The sequence below is a fragment of the Nonomuraea sp. NPDC049624 genome (assembly GCF_040675255.1).
Taxonomy (GTDB): Bacteria; Actinomycetota; Actinomycetes; order Streptosporangiales; family Streptosporangiaceae; genus Nonomuraea.
On the sequence record NZ_JBFAOR010000007.1, the window covers coordinates 592059 to 610441 of the forward strand.

13 protein-coding genes are annotated in these 18383 nt (G+C 73.0%); 8 read left to right on the forward strand and 5 right to left on the reverse strand.

What is annotated here, in order from left to right; translation table 11 throughout:
* Positions 1-125 precede the first annotated feature (125 nt).
* Entirely contained in the window at positions 126-3695 is a 3570-nt protein-coding gene (locus AB0J76_RS30635; protein WP_352325890.1) for a discoidin domain-containing protein, read from the reverse strand.
* Between the two features lie 235 nt (positions 3696-3930).
* Here AB0J76_RS30635 and AB0J76_RS30640 point away from each other — a divergent pair, with 235 nt between their 5' ends.
* The 5 genes from AB0J76_RS30640 (at position 3931) to AB0J76_RS30660 (ending at position 9944) form a co-directional block, all read left to right on the forward strand.
* Complete coding sequence (locus AB0J76_RS30640; protein ID WP_352325891.1) at positions 3931-4923, forward strand: LacI family DNA-binding transcriptional regulator; 993 nt, start codon at positions 3931-3933, stop codon at positions 4921-4923.
* 141 nt (positions 4924-5064) lie between these two features.
* Entirely contained in the window at positions 5065-6438 is a 1374-nt protein-coding gene (locus AB0J76_RS30645; protein WP_352325892.1) for an extracellular solute-binding protein, read from the forward strand.
* Between the two features lie 71 nt (positions 6439-6509).
* Entirely contained in the window at positions 6510-7430 is a 921-nt protein-coding gene (locus AB0J76_RS30650) for a sugar ABC transporter permease (RefSeq protein WP_352325894.1), read from the forward strand.
* Between the two features lie 2 nt (positions 7431-7432).
* Positions 7433-8392: a carbohydrate ABC transporter permease gene (locus AB0J76_RS30655; protein ID WP_352325895.1), complete on the forward strand. Its 960-nt coding sequence runs from the start codon at positions 7433-7435 to the stop codon at positions 8390-8392.
* Positions 8393-8426: 34 nt separating this feature from the next.
* Positions 8427-9944 carry a glycoside hydrolase family 13 protein gene (locus tag AB0J76_RS30660; protein WP_352325896.1) on the forward strand — a complete coding sequence of 506 codons (1518 nt, stop codon included), beginning with the start codon at positions 8427-8429 and terminating at the stop codon, positions 9942-9944.
* A gap of 33 nt (positions 9945-9977) precedes the next feature.
* On the opposite strand, the gene AB0J76_RS30665 is transcribed toward AB0J76_RS30660, so the two are convergent.
* Together AB0J76_RS30665 and AB0J76_RS30670 are read right to left on the reverse strand one after the other, a co-directional pair.
* Complete coding sequence (locus AB0J76_RS30665) at positions 9978-10964, reverse strand: endonuclease/exonuclease/phosphatase family protein (RefSeq protein ID WP_352325897.1); 987 nt, start codon at positions 10962-10964, stop codon at positions 9978-9980.
* Between the two features lie 41 nt (positions 10965-11005).
* The gene (locus AB0J76_RS30670; RefSeq protein ID WP_352328162.1) at positions 11006-13261 is read right to left on the reverse strand and encodes a protein kinase; all 2256 of its coding nucleotides are present in this window, start codon (positions 13259-13261) and stop codon (positions 11006-11008) included.
* 135 nt (positions 13262-13396) lie between these two features.
* Between AB0J76_RS30670 and AB0J76_RS30675 the strand changes: the two genes are divergently transcribed.
* Complete coding sequence (locus AB0J76_RS30675; protein ID WP_352328161.1) at positions 13397-13867, forward strand: PPOX class F420-dependent oxidoreductase; 471 nt, start codon at positions 13397-13399, stop codon at positions 13865-13867.
* Between the two features lie 81 nt (positions 13868-13948).
* Here the strand turns inward: AB0J76_RS30675 and AB0J76_RS30680 are convergent, their stop codons facing one another.
* Positions 13949-14755 (reverse strand): alpha/beta hydrolase, encoded by an 807-nt coding sequence (locus AB0J76_RS30680; protein WP_352328160.1) that lies wholly within the window; start codon positions 14753-14755, stop codon positions 13949-13951.
* 97 nt (positions 14756-14852) lie between these two features.
* Positions 14853-16331, reverse strand: a complete 1479-nt coding sequence (locus tag AB0J76_RS30685) for a hypothetical protein (protein ID WP_352328159.1) — start codon at positions 16329-16331, stop codon at positions 14853-14855.
* Positions 16332-16456: 125 nt separating this feature from the next.
* Between AB0J76_RS30685 and AB0J76_RS30690 the strand changes: the two genes are divergently transcribed.
* Entirely contained in the window at positions 16457-17788 is a 1332-nt protein-coding gene (locus AB0J76_RS30690; RefSeq protein ID WP_364391293.1) for a hypothetical protein, read from the forward strand.
* Between the two features lie 85 nt (positions 17789-17873).
* Positions 17874-18377 (forward strand): NUDIX domain-containing protein, encoded by a 504-nt coding sequence (locus tag AB0J76_RS30695; RefSeq protein ID WP_352328157.1) that lies wholly within the window; start codon positions 17874-17876, stop codon positions 18375-18377.
* Positions 18378-18383: the final 6 nt, after the last annotated feature.

Genomic DNA, 18383 nt, shown 5'->3' on the forward strand with positions numbered 1-18383 from the left:
CAGCGGGTTCATCGGATTATGTAAAGAAACTTTAAAGTTGTCCACGGGGCTTGCATACCATTTGGGTCATATCGCGGACGTGCCGTCCGGGCCCCCGCGGACCCGGACGGCGCCTCCGGACGCGCTCAGTTCACATTGAGCGTGAACGTGCTCGTCGTGTTGCGGATGTCGGTCGCGTTGCCGCTCAGCCGCAGATTGCCGAACGTGGCCGAGCCGACCGCGGGGCCCTGCCCCGGCTCGGGCAGCTCGTTGACCCAGATGCCGAAGCCCGACTTGGCGTCGAAGGCGTCGCCGCTGCGCCGCGCCCCCGAGATCGACACGTTCGTGAACACGGTGTCGGTGACCGGGTTCAGCGGCGTGCTCGGGCTGGAGTAGGCGGTCTGGAACATGATCCCGCTGTAGGTCGGGTCCACGATGTCCACGTCGGTGACCCGGATCGCGGTGAACTTCTTGGAGGCGGAGAAGATCCACATCGCCGGGAACGTCTGCTGCCCCCAGAAGTGCCCGCCGGCCCGGACGAGCGAGATGTTCTCGAACTTCGTCTGGCCCGGCCCGAAGTCCCGCATCGGGATGCCGAAGTCCAGCGAGCTGATCGTGATGCCCGAGTAGACCAGGGTGTCGGCGATGTAGGCGTTGCGCACGACGTTGTTCTGGCCGCCGTACACCGCGACGCCCGCGGCCCGCCAGGTCAGCAGCGAGGTGATGTTCTCGAAGACGTTGCCCGACTGGTCGGCGTTGACGTTGTCGATCGCCGCGAACAGCGCGAAGCTGTCGTCGCCGGTGGCCCGGGTCTCGACGTTGGTGATCAGGTTGTTCGTGCTGCCGTTGGTGAAGTTCGCGCCGTCGGCGAAGGTGTTCCTGATGCGCGAGTTCCTGATCGTCACGTGGTCGACGTTCGTGCCCCAGAACATGCAGATCTGGTGCTCGACCCAGAGGTCGTCGATCGTGATGTTCGAGACCTTCGACAGGTCGAAGATCTTGCCGGGGCCGTCGATGCGCGAGGTGTAGTTGCCGAAGTGGGCGAACCCGGCGAACGTCGAGCCGTTCGACGACGCCTCGGTGCGCCAGCCGACGTCCGTGCCGTCCTGGCCCGCGGGCGAGACGAACCTGGTGTACCAGGGGCCCGCGCCGACCACCTTGACGGCCTTGCCGTACACCTGGAACTTGCCCGTCGTCTGGTACGTGCCCGGGGGCAGGTAGACGCCGGTCAGGCCGGCGTCCTGGCGCGCCTTGTCCAGCGCGTTCTGCACGTCCTGCTGGGAGAACCCGGCCGGCACGGCGTAGTGCGCGGGGTCGGGGTTGGCGACCGGCGAGACCTGCTCCAGGCTGACGAAGTCGACGGCGTAGGTCGTGTTGTTGGCCGGGTCCTTCTGCAGCCTGATCCTGCTGCCCTTGGGGACCGTGGCGTTCAGCATGACGTTGGCCTCGTCGTAGATGTGGCGGGCCGGGCCGGCGCCGGGCGAGTTGCCGGGGCTCGCCTCCGCGCCGTACAGCCAGGCGTACTTCGAGGTCAGGTCGATGGCCTTGTGGAAGGCGCCGTTGACGTAGATGTTCAGGGTCGAGCTCGTGCCGCCGCCGCCCGGGGCGTCCGGGATGGAGAAGCGGGTGACCAGGGTGTTGGTGTCGGCCTTGGTGGTCCACTCGACGTAGGAGCCGGTCTGGTTCAGCGTCACCGCGCGGCGGCCCGACGCCTCGCCGGCCACCGTGCCGACGTCCCTGCTCGGGCCGACGACCTGCGCGCCGCCGCCGGTCACGCCGTCCTCGGCCTCGTAGATGTCGTACGGCATGTTCGCGCCGCGGCCGACGAAGAGCTGCTGGACGCTGGTGTTGTTGGCCTGCTTGACCGGCAGCTCGTTGGCGTCGTTCGCGATGACGGTCTTCACGGTGTAGCGGCCGCCCGCGGCCGTCCAGGTGCCCAGGGACACGGGGGCGGTGGTGGCGCCGGCCGCGATCGCGCCGCTGTGGGCGCCGGTCAGGGTCCTGACGACCGTGCCCGCCTCGTTCGCGACGGTCAGCGTGACGCCGTGCGCGCCGGCGGCCGAGGCCACCGTGCCCTGGTTCCTGATCGCGACCGAGAAGGCGACCGTGCTGCCGGCGGCCGGGTTGCCCGGCGTCCAGGAGACCGGCGCGGCGACCAGGTCGGAGGTGTCCACCGGCTTGACGACCAGCGGGGACGGGCCGGTGAGGGAGTTGTTGGACTCGTTCTGCTCGATGACGGTCCCGGCGTCGTCGGCCTTGGCGGTGACCGGGTAGCTGCCGGCCTCCCGGGCGCCGATGTTCGCGGTCACGGTCGCCGAGGCGCCCGCGGCCAGCGCGCCCACGTTGGCGGTGGCGACCTTGCCGGCGCCGAGGGAGAAGGCGACGTCGGTCGCGGCCGACGCCGCGTTGCCGGCGTTCCTGACCACGGCCGACAACGTGACCGCGTCGGTCTCCACCGGCGCCTGCGGCGACCAGGACAGCGAGGTCACGGTCAGGTCGGGGTTCGGCGCGGGCACGCCCATGACCTGCAGCTCGGCCACCTGCCCCGCCGGGGCCCCGGTGTTGGCCGTGAACGAGAGCCGCACGTCGGCCACCCGCGCCCCGACCGGCACCGTCACCGTGTTGCCCGAGCCCGGGTCGAACGTGTACGCCGCCGAGGAGACCAGGTTCGTGAACCCCGAGGCGCCCTGCTCCCTGCCGAGCACCTGGAACGTCTGGGTGCGGGTGCTCCACACGGCGGCCGGGTCCAGCCTGACCACGACCGAGGAGACGTCGGCGTTCGCGCCGAGCTGCACGGTCAGCGTGTTGGGATAGCTGCCGCCCGCGCCCTCCCAGTACGTCGTCACGCTGTTGTCGTTGGCGTTGGCGGCGACGTAGGTGTGCACGTAGGAGGAGGCGGTGATGGGCTTGCCGGCGGCCAGGTTGGAGCCGCCGCCACCGCTGCCGACGCGGGTGACGGTGTTGCTCGCCGGGGACTGGTTGCCCGCCGCGTCCCTGGCCTTGACCTGGTAGGAGACCGTCAGCGTGCCGGGCTGGGCGTCGGTGTAGGTCAGCACGTTCCCGGCGACGCTGCCGCGCAGCGCGTTGTTGGCGTAGACGTCGTAGCCGGTCACGCCCACGTTGTCGGTGGCGGCGGTCCAGGTCAGCCTGATCTGGCCGGCGACCGGCTCGGTGTAGGCCAGGCCGCCGGGCGCGGACGGCGGCTGGGTGTCGCCCGAGCCGGGGCCGCGCACCTCGAACTCCGACACCTGGGCGGCGGGCCAGCCGGTGTTGGCGGTGACGGTCACCCGGACGTACCGGACGGTCGCCGCGGTGAACGTGATCGTCGCCGCCGGGGCGAACGTGCGCACGGCCGAGGCCGAGAGCGTCGTGAGCGGCGAGCCTTCGGTGCCGCCCTGCACCGTCAGCGTCTGCGTCCTGGGCTCCCAGGTGGAGGGCAGCTTCAGGACCACCTCGTTCACGCTGACGGCGGAGCCGAGGTCCACCTGGATCCACTGGGGGAAGGCGTTGTTGGCGCTCTCCCAGTAGGTGGCCTGGTCGCCGTCCGTGGCGTTGCCGCCGCCGTAGACGTCGGTGGTGCTGCTCACCGTGACCGGTTTCCCGGCCGCCAGGTTCGGGCCCGCGGCCGCGGCCGGCGGAGCCGTCCAGCCGATCAGGGCCAGGGCGACGGCCATGGCCGCCGCGAGCGGTCGTAAGAGGGAGGGCTTGCGTCTCATGGGGGGTGTCACCTCTCGTCGGGCTGGGAGGGTTGCCCGCACCTTAAGTTGACTCCTAGAAATCCGCAATGTTTCAACTTCGTTTCGCAAATAATCGACTATGACGTGATTTCGTGGGCTCGGCGAACGAAGCAGGTCGTGCCCCCTGCGGAAGCGGCGGAAAACCCGCCCATCGCCCGCAAGGATGGGCGCAAGCTGTTGCAAGTCTTTGCGGGATTGGCCGTATAGTTTGCGCATGACCCGACGACTCGGAGACGTGGCCAAGAAGGTCGGCATGAGCGAGGCGACCGTGAGCCGGGTGCTCAACGGCAAGCCCGGCGTGTCGGAGGCCACCAGGGAGGCCGTGCTCACGGCCCTCGACGTGCTCGGGTACGAGCGCCCCACCCGGCTGCGCGGCGACCGCGCCCGGCTGGTCGGCCTGGTGCTGCCCGAGCTGCAGAACCCGATCTTCCCGGCGTTCGCCGAGGTCGTCGGCGGCGCCCTGGCCCAGCAGGGCTTCACCTCCGTGCTGTGCACCCGCACGGTCGGCGGGGTGAGCGAGGCCGACTACGTCAGCCTCCTGCTCTCCCAGCAGGTCAGCGGCGTCGTCTTCGCCGGCGGCCACTACGCCCAGGCCGACGCCTCCCACGAGCACTACGAGCTGCTCTACGAGCGCAGACTGCCGACCGTCCTGGTCAACGCCGCCGTCGAGCACCTGGGGTTTCCGCAGGTGTCGGCCGACGACGTGGTGGCCGCCGAGATCGCGCTCGGCCACCTGCGCAGCCTCGGCCACGAGCGGGTGGGCCTGGTGCTCGGGCCGCGCGACCACGTGCCGTCCCGGCGCAAGCTCGCCGCCGTGGCGGGCCAGGTCGATCCCGCGCTGGTCGAGCACAGCATGTACTCGCTGGAGGGCGGCCACGCGGCGGCCGCCAGGCTGGTGGCCAGGGGGGTGACCGGCATCGTGTGCGCCAGCGACATGCTCGCGCTCGGCGCGGTGCGGGCCGTGCGCCGGGCCGGCCTGTCGGTGCCGGCGGACGTCTCGGTCGTCGGGTTCGACGACTCGGCCCTGATGAACTGCACCGACCCGCCGCTGACCACCGTGCGCCAGCCGATCGACGCCATGGGCCGGGCCGCCGTCGACCTGCTCATCGCCCAGATCGACAAGCACGTGGTGCCCGCCGACGAGCTGCTCTTCGACCCGGAGCTGGTGGTCAGGGCCTCGACGGGGCGGGTGCGCGGCTCGTCCTGAGAAGCCCTTCCGGTGACCTAGTCGTTATCTTGCAATCCCATGTCGAAACATTGCGGACATCTGAGGGATCTGCCATTGTGAGCGCACAGCGGGGCGCCTCACCGTCCCCCGGCTTCGTCAAGCTTCGGAAGGGTCAGATCGATGAAGAGATCGGACTATCGCAGGACTGTGGGGCTGCTCGTGGCGGCAGGCCTGAGCATGAGCGCCGCGGCCTGCGGCAGTGGCGACGACACCAAGCCCGACGCGCGGGGCAGCGCCCCGGGCGCCGCGCAGGTGAGCATCACCGTCGCCTGCCAGCCCGCGAAGTCCGCCCCCAAGGAGCGGCAGGCCTGGGACGACGACGTGGCCGCCTTCATGAAGGCCAACCCCGGCGTGACGGTCAAGAGCACCGACCAGCAGCCCTGCTTCGACCCCAAGACCTTCGGCCCGAAGCTGGCCGGCGGCCAGATGGAGACCGTGTTCGTGGTGCCGGTCACCAACTACGCCGACGTGATCGCCAAGGGGCAGGGCCTGGACATCACGCCGTACACCGGTGAGATCAAGAACTGGAACGACCTGCGCCAGGACGTCCGCGACCTGGTCACCAAGGACGGCAAGGTCTACGGCGTCCCCAACGTCCACTACAGCGTCGGCCTGGTCTACAACCGGGCGCTGTTCACCAAGGCAGGGCTCGACCCCAACAGCCCGCCCAAGACCTGGGCCGAGGTCCGCGAGGCGGCCAAGAAGATCGCCGCGCTCGGCGCCGGCGTCATCGGCTACGGCGAATACTCCGGCGGCAACACCGGCGGCTGGCACTTCAACCAGGCCCTGTACGGCCGCGGCGGCGACATGGTCTCGGCCGACGGCAGGACCGCCGCGTTCAACTCGCCCGAGGGCAAGGCCGTGCTGCAGTTCCTCAAGGACCTGCGCTGGGTGGACAAGAGCACCGGCGCCAAGCTGTTCAACGCCTGGGAACCGCTCATGCAGGCCATGGGCTCGGGCAAGGTCGGCATGATGCTCGGCGCCCCCGACGTCGTCACCGACGTGGTCAACAAGTTCAAGGGCGCCGCCACCGACTACGGCATCACCGGCTTCCCCGAGGCCAAGGCGTCGCTGAGCGGCGGCGAGGCGTTCTTCGTCAACCCCAAGGCCACGCCCGAGCAGGCCAAGGCCGGTCTGGCCTGGGTGAACTTCCGCTTCAACACCGTCGGCAAGGGCCGCTTCGACTTCGCCCGCGGCAAGTCGCTCGGCAACCCGGTCGGCGTGCCCGACAACGACGTCTACGGCGCCTCGCCCACCGGCAAGGCTATCCAGGACGCCCGCAAGGCCAACGCCACCCTGCCGGTGGAGAACTACCAGCCGTACGTCGACGCCTCGGCCACCATCCCGCCCAAGATGGAGCCGCCGCACGCCCAGGAGCTCTACGCCATCCTCGACGTCGCCATGTCGGCCGTGCTGAGCCGCGAGGACGCCGACGTCGACCAGCTCCTCGCGGACGCCGAGACCAAGGCGAACGCCATGCTCGGCAAGGGCTGAGCGGAACGTGAGACCGGGGCGCCGCGCCCGCCGGCGCCCCGGTACGTCGAGTCGGTGATCGGAGACACCCCATGAGCATTGCGACCGCCGGAGCCGCGCGACGGCCGAGGCCGCCCTCGCCGTTGCGCCGGGCGTTGCGGAGGAACCTGACGGCCTACGGGTTCATGGTCGGGGCGCTGTTCTGCTTCGTCCTGTTCTCCTGGTATCCCATCGTCCAGGAGTTCATCCTCAGCTTCCAGAAGACCGACCTGGTCAACGAGCCGGAGTGGGTCGGGCTGGACAACTTCAGGGCCGCCTTCGCCGACCCCGCCTTCGGGCCCGCGTGGCTGAACACGCTCATGTTCACCGTCCTCGCGCTGGTGCTCGGCTACGGGCTGCCGTTCGCGGTGGCGATCCTGCTCAACGAGCTCCGCCACTGCCGGGCCTACCTGCGGTTCGTGGTGTACCTGCCGGTCATGCTGCCCCCGGCCGTCGCGGTGCTGCTCTTCCGCTGGTTCTACGACCCCGACGTCGGCCTGTTCAACCAGATCCTCGGCTTCTTCTCGCTGCCCGGACTCAACTGGATCTACTCGACCGACACCGCGCTGCTCTGCCTGGTGCTCGTCTCGACCTGGATGAACATGGGCTCGGCCACCCTGATCTACCTCGCCGCGCTGCAGAACATCCCGCCCGACCTGTACGAGGCCGCCGAGCTCGACGGCGCCGGCGTGTGGAAGCGGATCAGGCACATCACGATCCCGCAGACCCGGCTGATCCTGCTGCTCATGCTGATGTTGCAGATCGTCGCCACCATGCAGGTCTTCATCGAGCCGTACCTGCTCACCGGCGGCGGCCCCGAGAACGCCACCGCCACCGTCGTCTTCCTGATGTTCCAGCAGGCGTTCACCTACAGCGACTACGGCGCGGGCGGCGCGCTGGGGATGATGCTCATGGTCGTCCTGCTCGCCTTCGCCGCCGTGCAGCTCCGGCTGACCCGCGAGGAGAAGGGCTGACCATGTCGAACGCCACCCTGCGCCGCCCCGCCGCGCCGCCCGCGCCAGGACGCCGGGACAGGAGACGGCCGCCCAGGCGCATCGAGGTGCAGTTCCGCACGATCATCTCCCCGCACCAGCTCAACAGCCGGTGGGGACGGCGGGTCTACTGGACGGTCCTGGTCGCGACGGTCGTCACGTTCACCGTCGTGTTCCTCCTGCCGATGTACTGGATGATCACCGGCGCGCTGAAGTCGGCCGAGGAGTTCGCCCAGGTGCCGCCCACGCTCTTCCCGAAGGAGCTGAACTTCGGGAAGTTCCTGGAGTCGTGGGAGCTGTTCGACATCGGCACGCTGCTGAGGAACACCGTCCTGTACGCCGGCGGCGGCTGGCTGATCACCATGTGCGTCGACGTCGCCGCCGCGTACGCGCTGTCGAAGCTGCGTCCGGCGTTCGGCAACGTCATCCTCGGCGCCATGCTGGCCACGCTGATGATCCCGCCGATGGTCGTGCTCATCCCCACCTACCTCGCCATCCACGACGTGCCGGTTCTCGGCTGGGACCTGCTGAACAACCCGTGGGGCCTGTGGCTGCCCGCCGCGGCCAACGGGTTCAACATCTTCCTGCTCAAGAGGTTCTTCGACTCCATCCCCCGCGAGCTGCTCGAAGCCGCCCAGATCGACGGCGGCGGCCCGTTCCGCATCCTGTGGTCGGTGGTGCTGCCGGTCTCCCGCCCGATCCTCGGCGTGACGTCGATCTTCACGATCGTCACCTCGTTCAAGGACTTCATCTGGCCGCTGCTCGTCATGAGCGACAGCGAGAAGATGACGCTCAGCGTGGGCCTGGCCCAGACCGCCGGGGCCGTGTCGCAGGACCAGGTCATGGGCGGCCTGGTGATCGCCAGCATCCCGACCGTCATCGTCTTCTTCATCTTCCAGCGGCACATCATGGCGGGACTCACCGCCGGCAGCCTCAAGGGCTGAGTGCCTCCACCTATGGCAAGGAGTTGTCTTCAGCATGTCCGAAACGTGGTGGCGGGGAGCCGCGATCTATCAGGTCTACCTGCGCAGCTTCGCCGACGGCAACGGTGACGGCGTGGGCGACCTGGCGGGGCTGCGGGCACGTTTGCCGTACCTGTCGGCGCTCGGGGTGAACGCGATCTGGCTCAACCCCTGGTATCCGTCGCCGCTGGCCGACGGCGGGTACGACGTGGCCGACTACCGGGACATCGATCCCGTGTTCGGCACCCTGGCCGAGGCGGAGGAGTTCATCGCCGAGGCGCACGGGCTGAACATCAGGATCATCATCGACGTCGTGCCGAACCACAGCTCGACCGCGAGCGCGTGGTTCCAGGAGGCGCTGCGCGACCCGTCCGTGCGCGACCGGTTCTGGTTCCGGGACGAGCCCGGCGAGTGGCAGTCGATCTTCGGCGGCCCCGCCTGGACCCAGGTGCCCGACGGCCAGTGGTACCTGCACCTGTTCGACCCCGGCCAGCCCGACCTCAACTGGACCAACCCGGAGGTGCACCGCGAGTTCCACGACGTGCTGCGCTTCTGGTACGACCGCGGCGTGGACGGCATCCGCATCGACTCGGCCGCCCTGCTCGCCAAGCCCGACGGCCTGACCGGCTCGTACGAGGACCTCGACGAGGTCCACGACGTCTACCGCAGCTGGCGCCGGATCACCGACGAGTACGACGGCCGCGTCCTGGTCGGCGAGGTCTGGCTGCCCGACCAGGAGCGCCTGGCCCGCTACCTGCGCTCCGACGAGCTGCACACCGTCTTCAACTTCCCGTTCCTGGCCTGCCCCTGGGAGCCCGCCGGGCTGCGCCAGGTGATCGAGCAGACCCTCGCCACCCACGCCCCGCTCGGCGCCCCGCCCACCTGGGTGCTGTCCAACCACGACGTCGCCCGCGTCGTCACCCGGTACGGCCGCGCCGACACCTCCTGGGACCACGCCGACCGCAGGGACGGCGCCCCCTCCGACCTGGAGCTCGGCTACCGCCGGGCGCGCGCGGCGGCGCTGCTGGCCATGGCGCTGCCCGGCGGCATCTACATCTACCAGGGCGAGGAGCTGGGCCTGCCGGAGGTGGACGACATCCCCGACGAGCTGCGCCAGGACCCGATGTGGCGGCGCTCGAACCACACGGTGAAGGGCCGCGACGGGTGCCGGGTGCCGCTGCCGTGGTCGGGCGACGAGCCGCCGTTCGGCTTCGGCACGGCCACGCCGTGGCTGCCGCAGCCGGACGCCTGGAACAAGCTCACCGTCGAGGCCCAGACCGCCGACCTGGGCTCGATGCTCAACCTCTACCGGGACGGGCTGCGCATCCGTGCCGAGCGGCTCGGCGACGGCACGCTCACCTGGCTCGACCTCGGGCCCGACGTGCTCGCCTTCACCCGGGAGTCCGGGCTGACCTGCGTGGTCAACCTGGGCGCCGACCCGGTGCCGCTGCCCGCCCACGGCACGGTCCTGCTGGCCAGCGGCGCCCTGGACGGCGACCGCCTGCCCAGCGACACGGCGGCCTGGCTGGCCTGACACCGCCCCGGCCCGTCGGGAACGCGCGGCCTGTCAGCTCCGGACGCGGAGGTCGGCGAAGAGGGCGCGGTGGTCGGAGCCGGGCAGGTCGAGGACGCGCACGTCCACCGCGCGGGCCCGCCCGTCCGTGAGCACGTGGTCGATCGCCACCAGCGGCGGGATCCGGCGCATCGGCCACGTGGGCACCAGCCCCTTGCCGGTGGCCGCCGCCGCGTCGGTGTAGCCGGTGCCCAGCAGCCGCCGGAACACGGCGTGGTCCAGCGTGGCGTTGAAGTCCCCGGCCAGGATCCGCGGCGCGCCCGTGGACGGCGCGGGCGGCAGCGTCCCGACCCCCGCCTCCCACTCCGGCACCGTCGAGGGCACCGGCGCCACCGGATGCACGACCACCACCTCCACCGCGCCGCCGGGCAGCGCCGCCTCCACGACCGGCATGTGGTGCCCGACCGGCTGGAACAGGCCCGTACGCTCGCGCAGCGGGTGGCGCGCGTACACGCCGCTGCCGACCGGCCCCCACGTCTCCGGCCTGGTGACCTGGTACGGCAGCAGCGTCTCCAGCCCGGCCGCCGCCAGCCGGTCGCGTTCGGCCCAGGTCAGCTCCTGGAGGCTGAGCACGTCCACGTTCAGCGTGCGGACCAGGTCGACGATCGTGCGGGCGTCGCCGCGGCCGCCGTTGAGGTTGGCGGTCAGCACCCGCAACGGGCGGCCGGCCGCGGCGTCCGTACCGCCGGCCAGGGCGCGCGGGAGCACCAGCCAGGCCAGGCACGCGCACACCGCCAGCATGACCGCGACCGCCGCCCTGCTGCGGACCAGCGCCGCCACCCCCAGCATCAGCAGCGCCGCCACGCCGAAGTACGGCGTGAAGGACACCAGCGGAACCAGCAGGACGCCCGATTCCAGGCCGCCGAGCCGGACCGCCGTCCCCGCCGCGAACAGCACCGCGACCGCCGTCGCCAGCCGCCGCCGCCAGACCCGGCGCGGACGCGTCCGCACGGGCTCCTTCACCGCTTCGTCCGTGAGCACAGCCCGAACCATAAGCCGCGATTCTTAAACCTGGATGAGCGTCAGGCGGGACCGAGGCTCCACGCGCTCAGCAGGGCGTCGCCGCCGGTGCCCACGACCACGGGACGGCCCTCCAGCTCGGCCAGCGCCAGGGCCCGCACCTCGGAGCCCGGCCCCGGGCCCAGCTCCCCGACGACCTTGCCGTCGGTCAGGCTCCAGACGCGGACCACCGTCTCGCCGCCGCCCGGCGTGTGCGCGACGACCGCGACGGGCCTGCCGCCGAGCGCGCCCACGACCAGCGCGGACGCCCCCCGGTCGTCGGGGCTGCGGCGGCTGAAGTCCCACTTCTTCCTGCGCCTGCCGGTCGCCAGGTCGTAGACGCGCAGGGTGGCGTCGAGGTGGGTGGAGACCAGGACGGGACGGCCGTCCAGCTCGCCGCAGGCGAGCAGCTCGATGCCGCCGATCTCGCCGGTCTTGTAGGTGTGTGTCACCTTTCCGTCTGACAGGCGGCGTACCCGGACGCGGTTGGCGCCGTCGCCGGTGACCAGCACCTCGTCGTCGCCGAGGCGGCCGAACGCCAGGCCGTTGACGCCCTGGAAGTGGTCGGTGACGGCGGGGCCGATCTGGCGGCCGGTGGCCAGGTCCCACAGGCGGACGACGCTGTGCAGGTCCTTCAGGCTGTCGTACTTCTGGGTGACGGCGACCGCGCGTCCGGCGGTGGTGACGGCGATGACCGGGTCGGCCGCCTTCTTCGTGCGGAGAGCGCCGCCCGCCGGGTTCCACAGCCGCATCGCGCCGTCGCCATGCCCGGTGGCGGCTTTGCCGTCGCCGCAGGCCACGGCGGTCGCGGCGGCGCCGCCGTCGCCGAGCCTGCGGACGGGCGCGGACGCCGGGCCGAGGTCCCAGACGAGCACCGTGCCCTTGGACGTGCCGCAGACGACGGTGGAGCCGGCGGCGGCCAGCACGGCCGGCGTCCCGCTGCCCGCGGGCAGCGCCACCGGCTCCCTGACGGGCGCGCCGAACGGCTCGGCCGCGGGGGACGCGGTGGTGGACGCGGTGGGGGAGCCGGTGGGCGACCCGGTGGGGGACGTGCTGGGCGCCGGGCTCGTCGCGGCTGTCGTGGGCGTGCCCGTCGCCGTCGGCGTGCCCGTCGCAGGGGCGCCGGTCAGGTCGCCGGTGGGACGGGGGGACGGGTCGTCGGCGAGGCCGTTCGCGGGGCGCAGAAGAAGGAAGGCGGACGCCGCCGCAGCCACCGCGGCCGTCGCACCGCCGACCACCACGGCCCGCCTGCTCACCCGCCGATCCGTACCCGGCCTGGTCGCCTCCCCACGAAACGCCGGCCCCGTCGCCCCACCCAGAGCCGGCGGAACCGTCGCCCCAACTCCGCCCCCGGCCGGCGGAACCGTCGCCCCAGGCCCGCGCGGCGGAACCGTCGCACCGGCTCCGGGTCCGGTCGGATGGGCCGTCGCTCCGGCTCCGGGCGGGGGGATCGGCGCACCGGGCCGCGCGGTGCCGGGGGCGCTGATGAGGTGGCGGAGCAGGCCGGCGGGCGTGGGACGGGCGGCGGGGTCCTTGGCCAGGCAGGACCGGATCGGGTCCATCAGCCGGGCCGGCACGCCCGTGAGGTCGGGCGCCCCGCTCATGACCTTGTGCAGGATGGCGGCGACCGTCTCGCCCGCGTACGGCGGATGGCCGGTGGCCGCGAACACCATCGTCCCCGCCCAGCTGAACACGTCGGACGCCGGCCCGACCCGCTCGCCCGCGAACTGCTCGGGCGACATGTACGCCGGCGTCCCCATCGGCGCCGAGGCCTGCGTCGTCGCCCCCAGGGCCTTGGCGATGCCGAAGTCGATGACGATCGGCCCCTCGGGCCCCATCAGCACGTTGCCCGGCTTGAAGTCGCGGTGCACGATTCCGGCCTCGTGGATGGCGGCCAGCGCGGTCAGCGTGGAGATCGCCAGCCGGTCCAGCGCGCCTCCCGTGCGCGGCCCCGACTCCCGGACGAGCCTCTGCAGCGTGTCGCCCGCGACGTACTCGCTCACGATGTACGGCCGCCCGTCGGCCACCCCGACGTCCAGCACCGCGGCCGTGCAGAACGCGGCCACCCGGCGCGCCGCCTCGGCCTCGCGCAGCAGGCCCCGGGTGACGTCGTCGTCCTGGGTCAGGTGGCTGTGCAGCAGCTTGATCGCGACCTCGCGGCCCGCGCCGTCGACGCCCTTGTAGACGACCCCCTGGCCGCCCGAGCCGAGCACGCCGAGCAGCCGGTGGTCGCCGATCCGGTCGGGATCGCCCGGCCGGAGCGGACGGACTTCCGGCATTCCGCCCTCCCCTCGGGCACGTACCGGCACATGCCGGCGAACCACACCATAGGGCCGTCTGGGCGAGCCCCGGAAGCCGGGGCCCGCGCCGGATGGCAGGATCGAAGCCGGCACCGCACAGGAAAGGCGTCCCGCATGGCTCCCAGGATCGCGACCGCCCGCCGCGTCGACCTGCCCGAACTTCTCGACTTCCTCCGCCCCCGGCACCACGGCCTGCTCTCGACGACCCGCGCCGACGGGCGTCCCCAGCTCTCGCCGGTCTCGTGCGGCGTCGACGACGAGGGCCGGATCGTGGTCTCCACCTACCCCGGGCGCGCCAAGGCCGCGAACGCGCGGCGCGACGAGCGCGTCTCGATCTGCGTCCTGTCCGACGACTGGGACGGCCCCTACGTCCAGGTGGACGGGCGAGGCGAGGTGCTGGACATGCCCGAGGCCCTCGACGCGCTGGTGGACTACTACCGGTGCATCGCCGGCGAGCATCCCGACTGGGAGGAGTACCGGCAGGCCATGCGCCGCCAGAACAAGTCGCTGATCCGGATCACGATCGACCGCTGGGGGCCGATCGCGACCGGCGGCTTCCCGGCGAACCTGACCCCCGGCGGCTGAGCCTCCCACCGGGAGCGCGCCGCCGGTAGCCCGCCGCCGGGAACGCGCCACCGGGAGCCCGCCGCCCGGGGGCCCGCCGCCTCAGCGGGCCAGCACCTCCCGCAGCACGTCGGCGAACTCCTTCGGACGGTCGACGAAGCCGGTGTGCTCGCCGGGGAACACCACCGGCGGCGTGCCGAGCAGGCCGGCCAGCGCCTGCGAGGTGCGATGGGTGAGCAGGCCGTCCGAGTCGACCCCGACGCCCACGATGACGCGGGCCGGCCCGGCCTTCAGCGCCGCGACGTCGGGCACGTAGCGGGTGGTGCCGCGCAGCTCGTGCAGGAAGAAGTGGGCGGCGGCGGCCAGGTCCTGCTCGGGCGACTCGCTCGGCGGCGGGGCCGGGGCGTCCTCGCCGGGCTGGAAGCCCGCGGTGGCCATGAACTTCCCGAACGCCGCCCCCGGACCCTCCCGGTGGAACGTCTCGATCATGTCGTCCACCTCGGCGCGGCGCTGGGCCGCGTCGGGCAGCAGCTCCAGCACGGGCGGCTCGTGCGCGACGAGGGTGCGCACGCGGGTGGGGTGGCGGGTGACCAGGGCGAGGCCGGTGACCGCGCCGCCGCTGCTGCCGAACACGTCGGCCGACTCGGCGCCGAGCGCGTCCATGATCGCGAGCGCGTCGTCGGCCCGCAGGTCGGGGGTGGAGTCCTGGCCAGGATCGTCGAGCGTGCTGCCGGCCACGCCGCGCGGGTCGTGGGTGACGACGGTGTGCTCGCCGGCCAGCTCCTCGGCCAGCGGGGCGAAGGGGGCGGCTTCCATCGGCGCGCCCACGAGCAGCAGCAGCGGGCCGCTGCCGCGGACGTGGTAGCGCAGGCGGCCGCCCGGGATGTCGAGGATGTGCGTGGTGCTCATCGGCGTGGGTCCTTCCGCGGAGTCGGGTGACACCAGGTTGGACCACCGGGGACGGGAGAACTCATCGGTCCGCGGGCTTTCTGTGGCAATCTGCCGATCAGAGCTCCTTGACCTCGTCGAACAGGTCCTCGACGGCCGCGACGATCCGCCGGGTGGCCAGGGAGGCGGTGTCCGGGCCGTCGAACGGGTGCGCCGCGCCCTCGGCGACGCCCTCGACGGTGGCGAGGTCGGCCCCCGGATGGCAGACGACGTCCGGCTCGGGCAGGTTGGCCAGCAGGAACTCGCCCTGGCTCGCCCGCGCCTGCGACGGGTGCGCCCCCCGCCGCACCCACCGCAGGCTCCCCGACCGGTCCAGACGGTAGACGCCGGGGCCGTGGGCGGCCGACACGCGGACGGGCGTGTCGCGGGCCAGGCGGACCCGGACGTGGAACGGCCCGCCCGGCCGGGCCGAGCGCAGCAGCGTGCGCTGGTTGAACTCCTGCGCGTCCCCCAGCCAGGTCACCGGCCCGCCGAGCATCACCGACAGGTGGGCCAGCACGAACGGGGGCAGCCCGGCGGCCTGCTGGTTGACCGACGACACCTCGGTGCCCTCCTGGTGCCGCCACTTGATCGCCGTCAGGCAGACCCGCTCGCCCGGGGTGAGGATAGCCTCCACGCTGAACAGGCCGGCCGCGCCGTACCTGCGCCAGGCCCAGAACGCGATGCGCTCGGCGCACTCGATGAGCAGCGCGGCGGCGGGCGTCGGCCAGGGGCGCGACCAGTCGTCGCCGGTGCTGCGCATCGGCCCGGCGCCCAGCTCGGGGATCCCGGCCGAGGTGTGGGCGGGGCGGTCGGCGTACACCCGGACGCCGCCGTCCCGGTCGGGGACGCTGAGCACCGCGATCGTGCACGGCCAGCCCGGCACGTACGCCGCCACCCGGTACGGCCCGAGCAGCCGGGCCGCGCGCGGCATGTCGTCCTCGCTCGCGACGACCACGGTGCCGTGCCGGTCCGCCCGCCGGCCCGCCTGCACCACGACCCGCTCGGTGCCGACCGCCCGCCGCAGCTCGGCCAGTCCGGGCAGCCGCTCGACGTGCACGCAGGGGACGCGGGCCACCGCCGGCACGCCGGCCGCCCGCAGCAGGTCGTCCAGCAGGTGCTTGGCCTCGATCGCGGCCCGCACGTCGGCGTCGATGGCCACCACGACCCCGCCGGGCCCGGCCAGCTCGCGCAGGCGGGCGTTGTCGTACCAGGTGAAGACGACCGGCGGGCGGTCCAGCTTGAGCAGGTGCCGGGCGGCCTCGTGCCGGACGCGGGGCAGCCAGGCGTGCCGCTCGGCGACCGACCGCGTCCTGGTGCGCTCCTCGGCGGCGACGACCATGCCGGGCAGCGCCGGGTCCCACGCCGAGTAGCAGCCGATGCTCAGCGCCGGGCGCAGCGCCTCGACCGGGGCCGGGCCGGTGTAGCCGGTGCGCAGCGCGGTGCTGAACCGTTCGACGCAGACCAGCGGGCGGCCCGCCAGCGCGGCCGTCAGCTCCTCCTGCGCCACCTCCTCCAGGCCTGTCTCGTGCCGGCCCGCGCCGTGCAGCCCGTCCATCAGCCCCTCCCTCGCCGTCCGCCGATCGAGGCCGTCCCACGAGGAGCACGGCCCGCACTCTTGACGGTGCGCCCCGTCCGGCGCACCGTCGAGGCCACAGTGATGTGAAGCGATGTGAAGACGAGATGCCGCCCCGCCGTACCCACCCAGTCGTCAACCGGGCGCTGGCGGCGTTGATCGAGCAGGCGGGCTGGACGCACGCGGCCACCGCGCGGCACGTCAACGCCGTCGCCGCCGAGAGTGGCGAGCGCGTGCACTACGACCGCTCGGCGGTCGGCCACTGGCTGACCGGCACGATCCCGCGCCCCGAGGCGGTGCGCGCGGCGGTCGAGGCGTTCCGCCGCCGCCTGGGCCGGCCCGGCCTGCGCCCGGCGCATCTGGGCTGGCCGGAGCCGGGCGGGTCGCCGTCCGCCGACGACCCCTGGCGCGGCGACCCGGTCGCCCGGCTCGCCGTGCTGGGCGAGGACGACCTGCTCAACCGGCGCACGTTCACCCTGGCCGCGTTATCCGGCTTATCCGGATTATCGGTCCTGTCCGCGCAGCGGGCGGCCGGCCGCGCGGCGGCCCGCCGGGCCGGCGCGGGCGACGTCGAACGCATCCGCGCCACCACCCGCGCCTTCGCCGACCTGGACGACCGCTACGGCGGCGGCCACGCCCGCGCCGCGGTCGCCGCCTACCTGTCCCGCGAGGTCACGCCCCTGCTGCACGGCACGACCGGCCGCCGCAGGCCCGACCTGTTCGCCGCCGCCGCCGAGCTGAGCTACCTGGCCGCCTACATGGCCATGGACGCCGGCGCCCACGCCCTGGCCCAGCGCTACTACATCAGCAGCGTGCGGCTCGCCGACGAGGCCGCCGACCTGCTGCTGCGCGCCACCGCCCTGCGCAGCATGGCCGTCCAGGCGGCCGAGCTGGGCCACGACGGCGAGGCGCTGGCCCTGGCCGAGGCGGCCGCGTCCGCGCTGGCCGGGCACGGGCCCGCCCGCACCCAGGCGTGGATCACCGGCATGCGCGCCGAGACCCACGCCGCCGCAGGCACCCGCTGGGACGCGCTCCGGCTGCTCAGCCGTACCGAGACCCAGCTCGAACGCGCCGACTCCGCCCCCGAGACGGAGTGGACGGGCAACTACCGGCGCGAGTCCCTGGAGCACCAGATCGGCCTGACCCTCACCCAGCTCGGCGACCACGCCACCGCCGCCCGCCACTTCGCCGCGTCCATGCGGGCCAGACGGCCGGTCGAGCTGCGCACCCGGGCCCTGATCGGGCTGCGGGCCGCCCACTCCCTCCTCCGCGCGGGGGAGGTGGACCAGGCGGCGGCCACCGTCCTCGACCTGAGCGACGACCTCCGGCTGATCTCCTCGGCCCGCGTCCGGGAGGAGCTGCGCGGCCTGCGCGCCGCCTGGCAACCCCACCGCGGCAACCCCCTGGTCAGCCGCGCGGACCGCGCGGTCGCCGGCTGACCCCGGGACACCGCCGTCCGGCCGTGCCGGTCACCGGGCCGGGCGATGCCCGTGTGCACGTCGGGCCGGGCTCTAGGATCGCGGCGTGATCAGGAACGCGTACTGCTCCTTCTGCGGCGCCGCCTTCGCCCCCGGCCAGCCCTGGCCCCGCACCTGCGCGGCCTGCGGGAACACCAGCTACCTCAACCCGCTGCCGGTCGCGGTGACGCTGCTGCCCGTCGACGACGGCCTGCTCGTCGTACGCCGGGACGTCGAGCCGCGCCGCGGCGAGCTCGCGCTGCCCGGCGGGTTCATCGACCTGGGCGAGTCCTGGCAGCAGGCGGCCGTGCGCGAGCTGCGCGAGGAGACCGGCGTGGTGGCCGAGGCCGCCGACGTCACGCTCTTCGACGTGGTCAGCGCCCCGGACGGAACCGTGCTGATCTTCGGGCTCGGCCCGCGCGTCACCGCGTCCGCGCTGCCGCCGATGGAGGCCACGGACGAGACGAGCGAGTGGCTGGTCATCGACGGGCCCGCCGAGCTGGCGTTCCCCGCCCACACCCGGACGGCGGCCGCCTACTTCGCGGGACGGGCCCGTCGCGGCCCGGAGTGAGCGGGG

Excerpts from the sequence above, each read along its gene's own strand:
- AB0J76_RS30635 (WP_352325890.1), bottom strand. The coding sequence starts at position 3,695 with ATGAGACGCAAGCCCTCCCTCTTACGACCGCTCGCGGCGGCCATGGCC.
- AB0J76_RS30640 (WP_352325891.1), top strand. The coding sequence starts at position 3,931 with ATGACCCGACGACTCGGAGACGTGGCCAAGAAGGTCGGCATGAGCGAG.
- AB0J76_RS30645 (WP_352325892.1), top strand. The coding sequence starts at position 5,065 with ATGAAGAGATCGGACTATCGCAGGACTGTGGGGCTGCTCGTGGCGGCA.
- AB0J76_RS30650 (WP_352325894.1), top strand. The coding sequence starts at position 6,510 with ATGAGCATTGCGACCGCCGGAGCCGCGCGACGGCCGAGGCCGCCCTCG.
- AB0J76_RS30655 (WP_352325895.1), top strand. The coding sequence starts at position 7,433 with ATGTCGAACGCCACCCTGCGCCGCCCCGCCGCGCCGCCCGCGCCAGGA.
- AB0J76_RS30660 (WP_352325896.1), top strand. The coding sequence starts at position 8,427 with ATGTCCGAAACGTGGTGGCGGGGAGCCGCGATCTATCAGGTCTACCTG.
- AB0J76_RS30670 (WP_352328162.1), bottom strand. The coding sequence starts at position 13,261 with ATGCCGGAAGTCCGTCCGCTCCGGCCGGGCGATCCCGACCGGATCGGC.
- AB0J76_RS30675 (WP_352328161.1), top strand. The coding sequence starts at position 13,397 with ATGGCTCCCAGGATCGCGACCGCCCGCCGCGTCGACCTGCCCGAACTT.
- AB0J76_RS30680 (WP_352328160.1), bottom strand. The coding sequence starts at position 14,755 with ATGAGCACCACGCACATCCTCGACATCCCGGGCGGCCGCCTGCGCTAC.
- AB0J76_RS30685 (WP_352328159.1), bottom strand. The coding sequence starts at position 16,331 with ATGGACGGGCTGCACGGCGCGGGCCGGCACGAGACAGGCCTGGAGGAG.
- AB0J76_RS30690 (WP_364391293.1), top strand. The coding sequence starts at position 16,457 with ATGCCGCCCCGCCGTACCCACCCAGTCGTCAACCGGGCGCTGGCGGCG.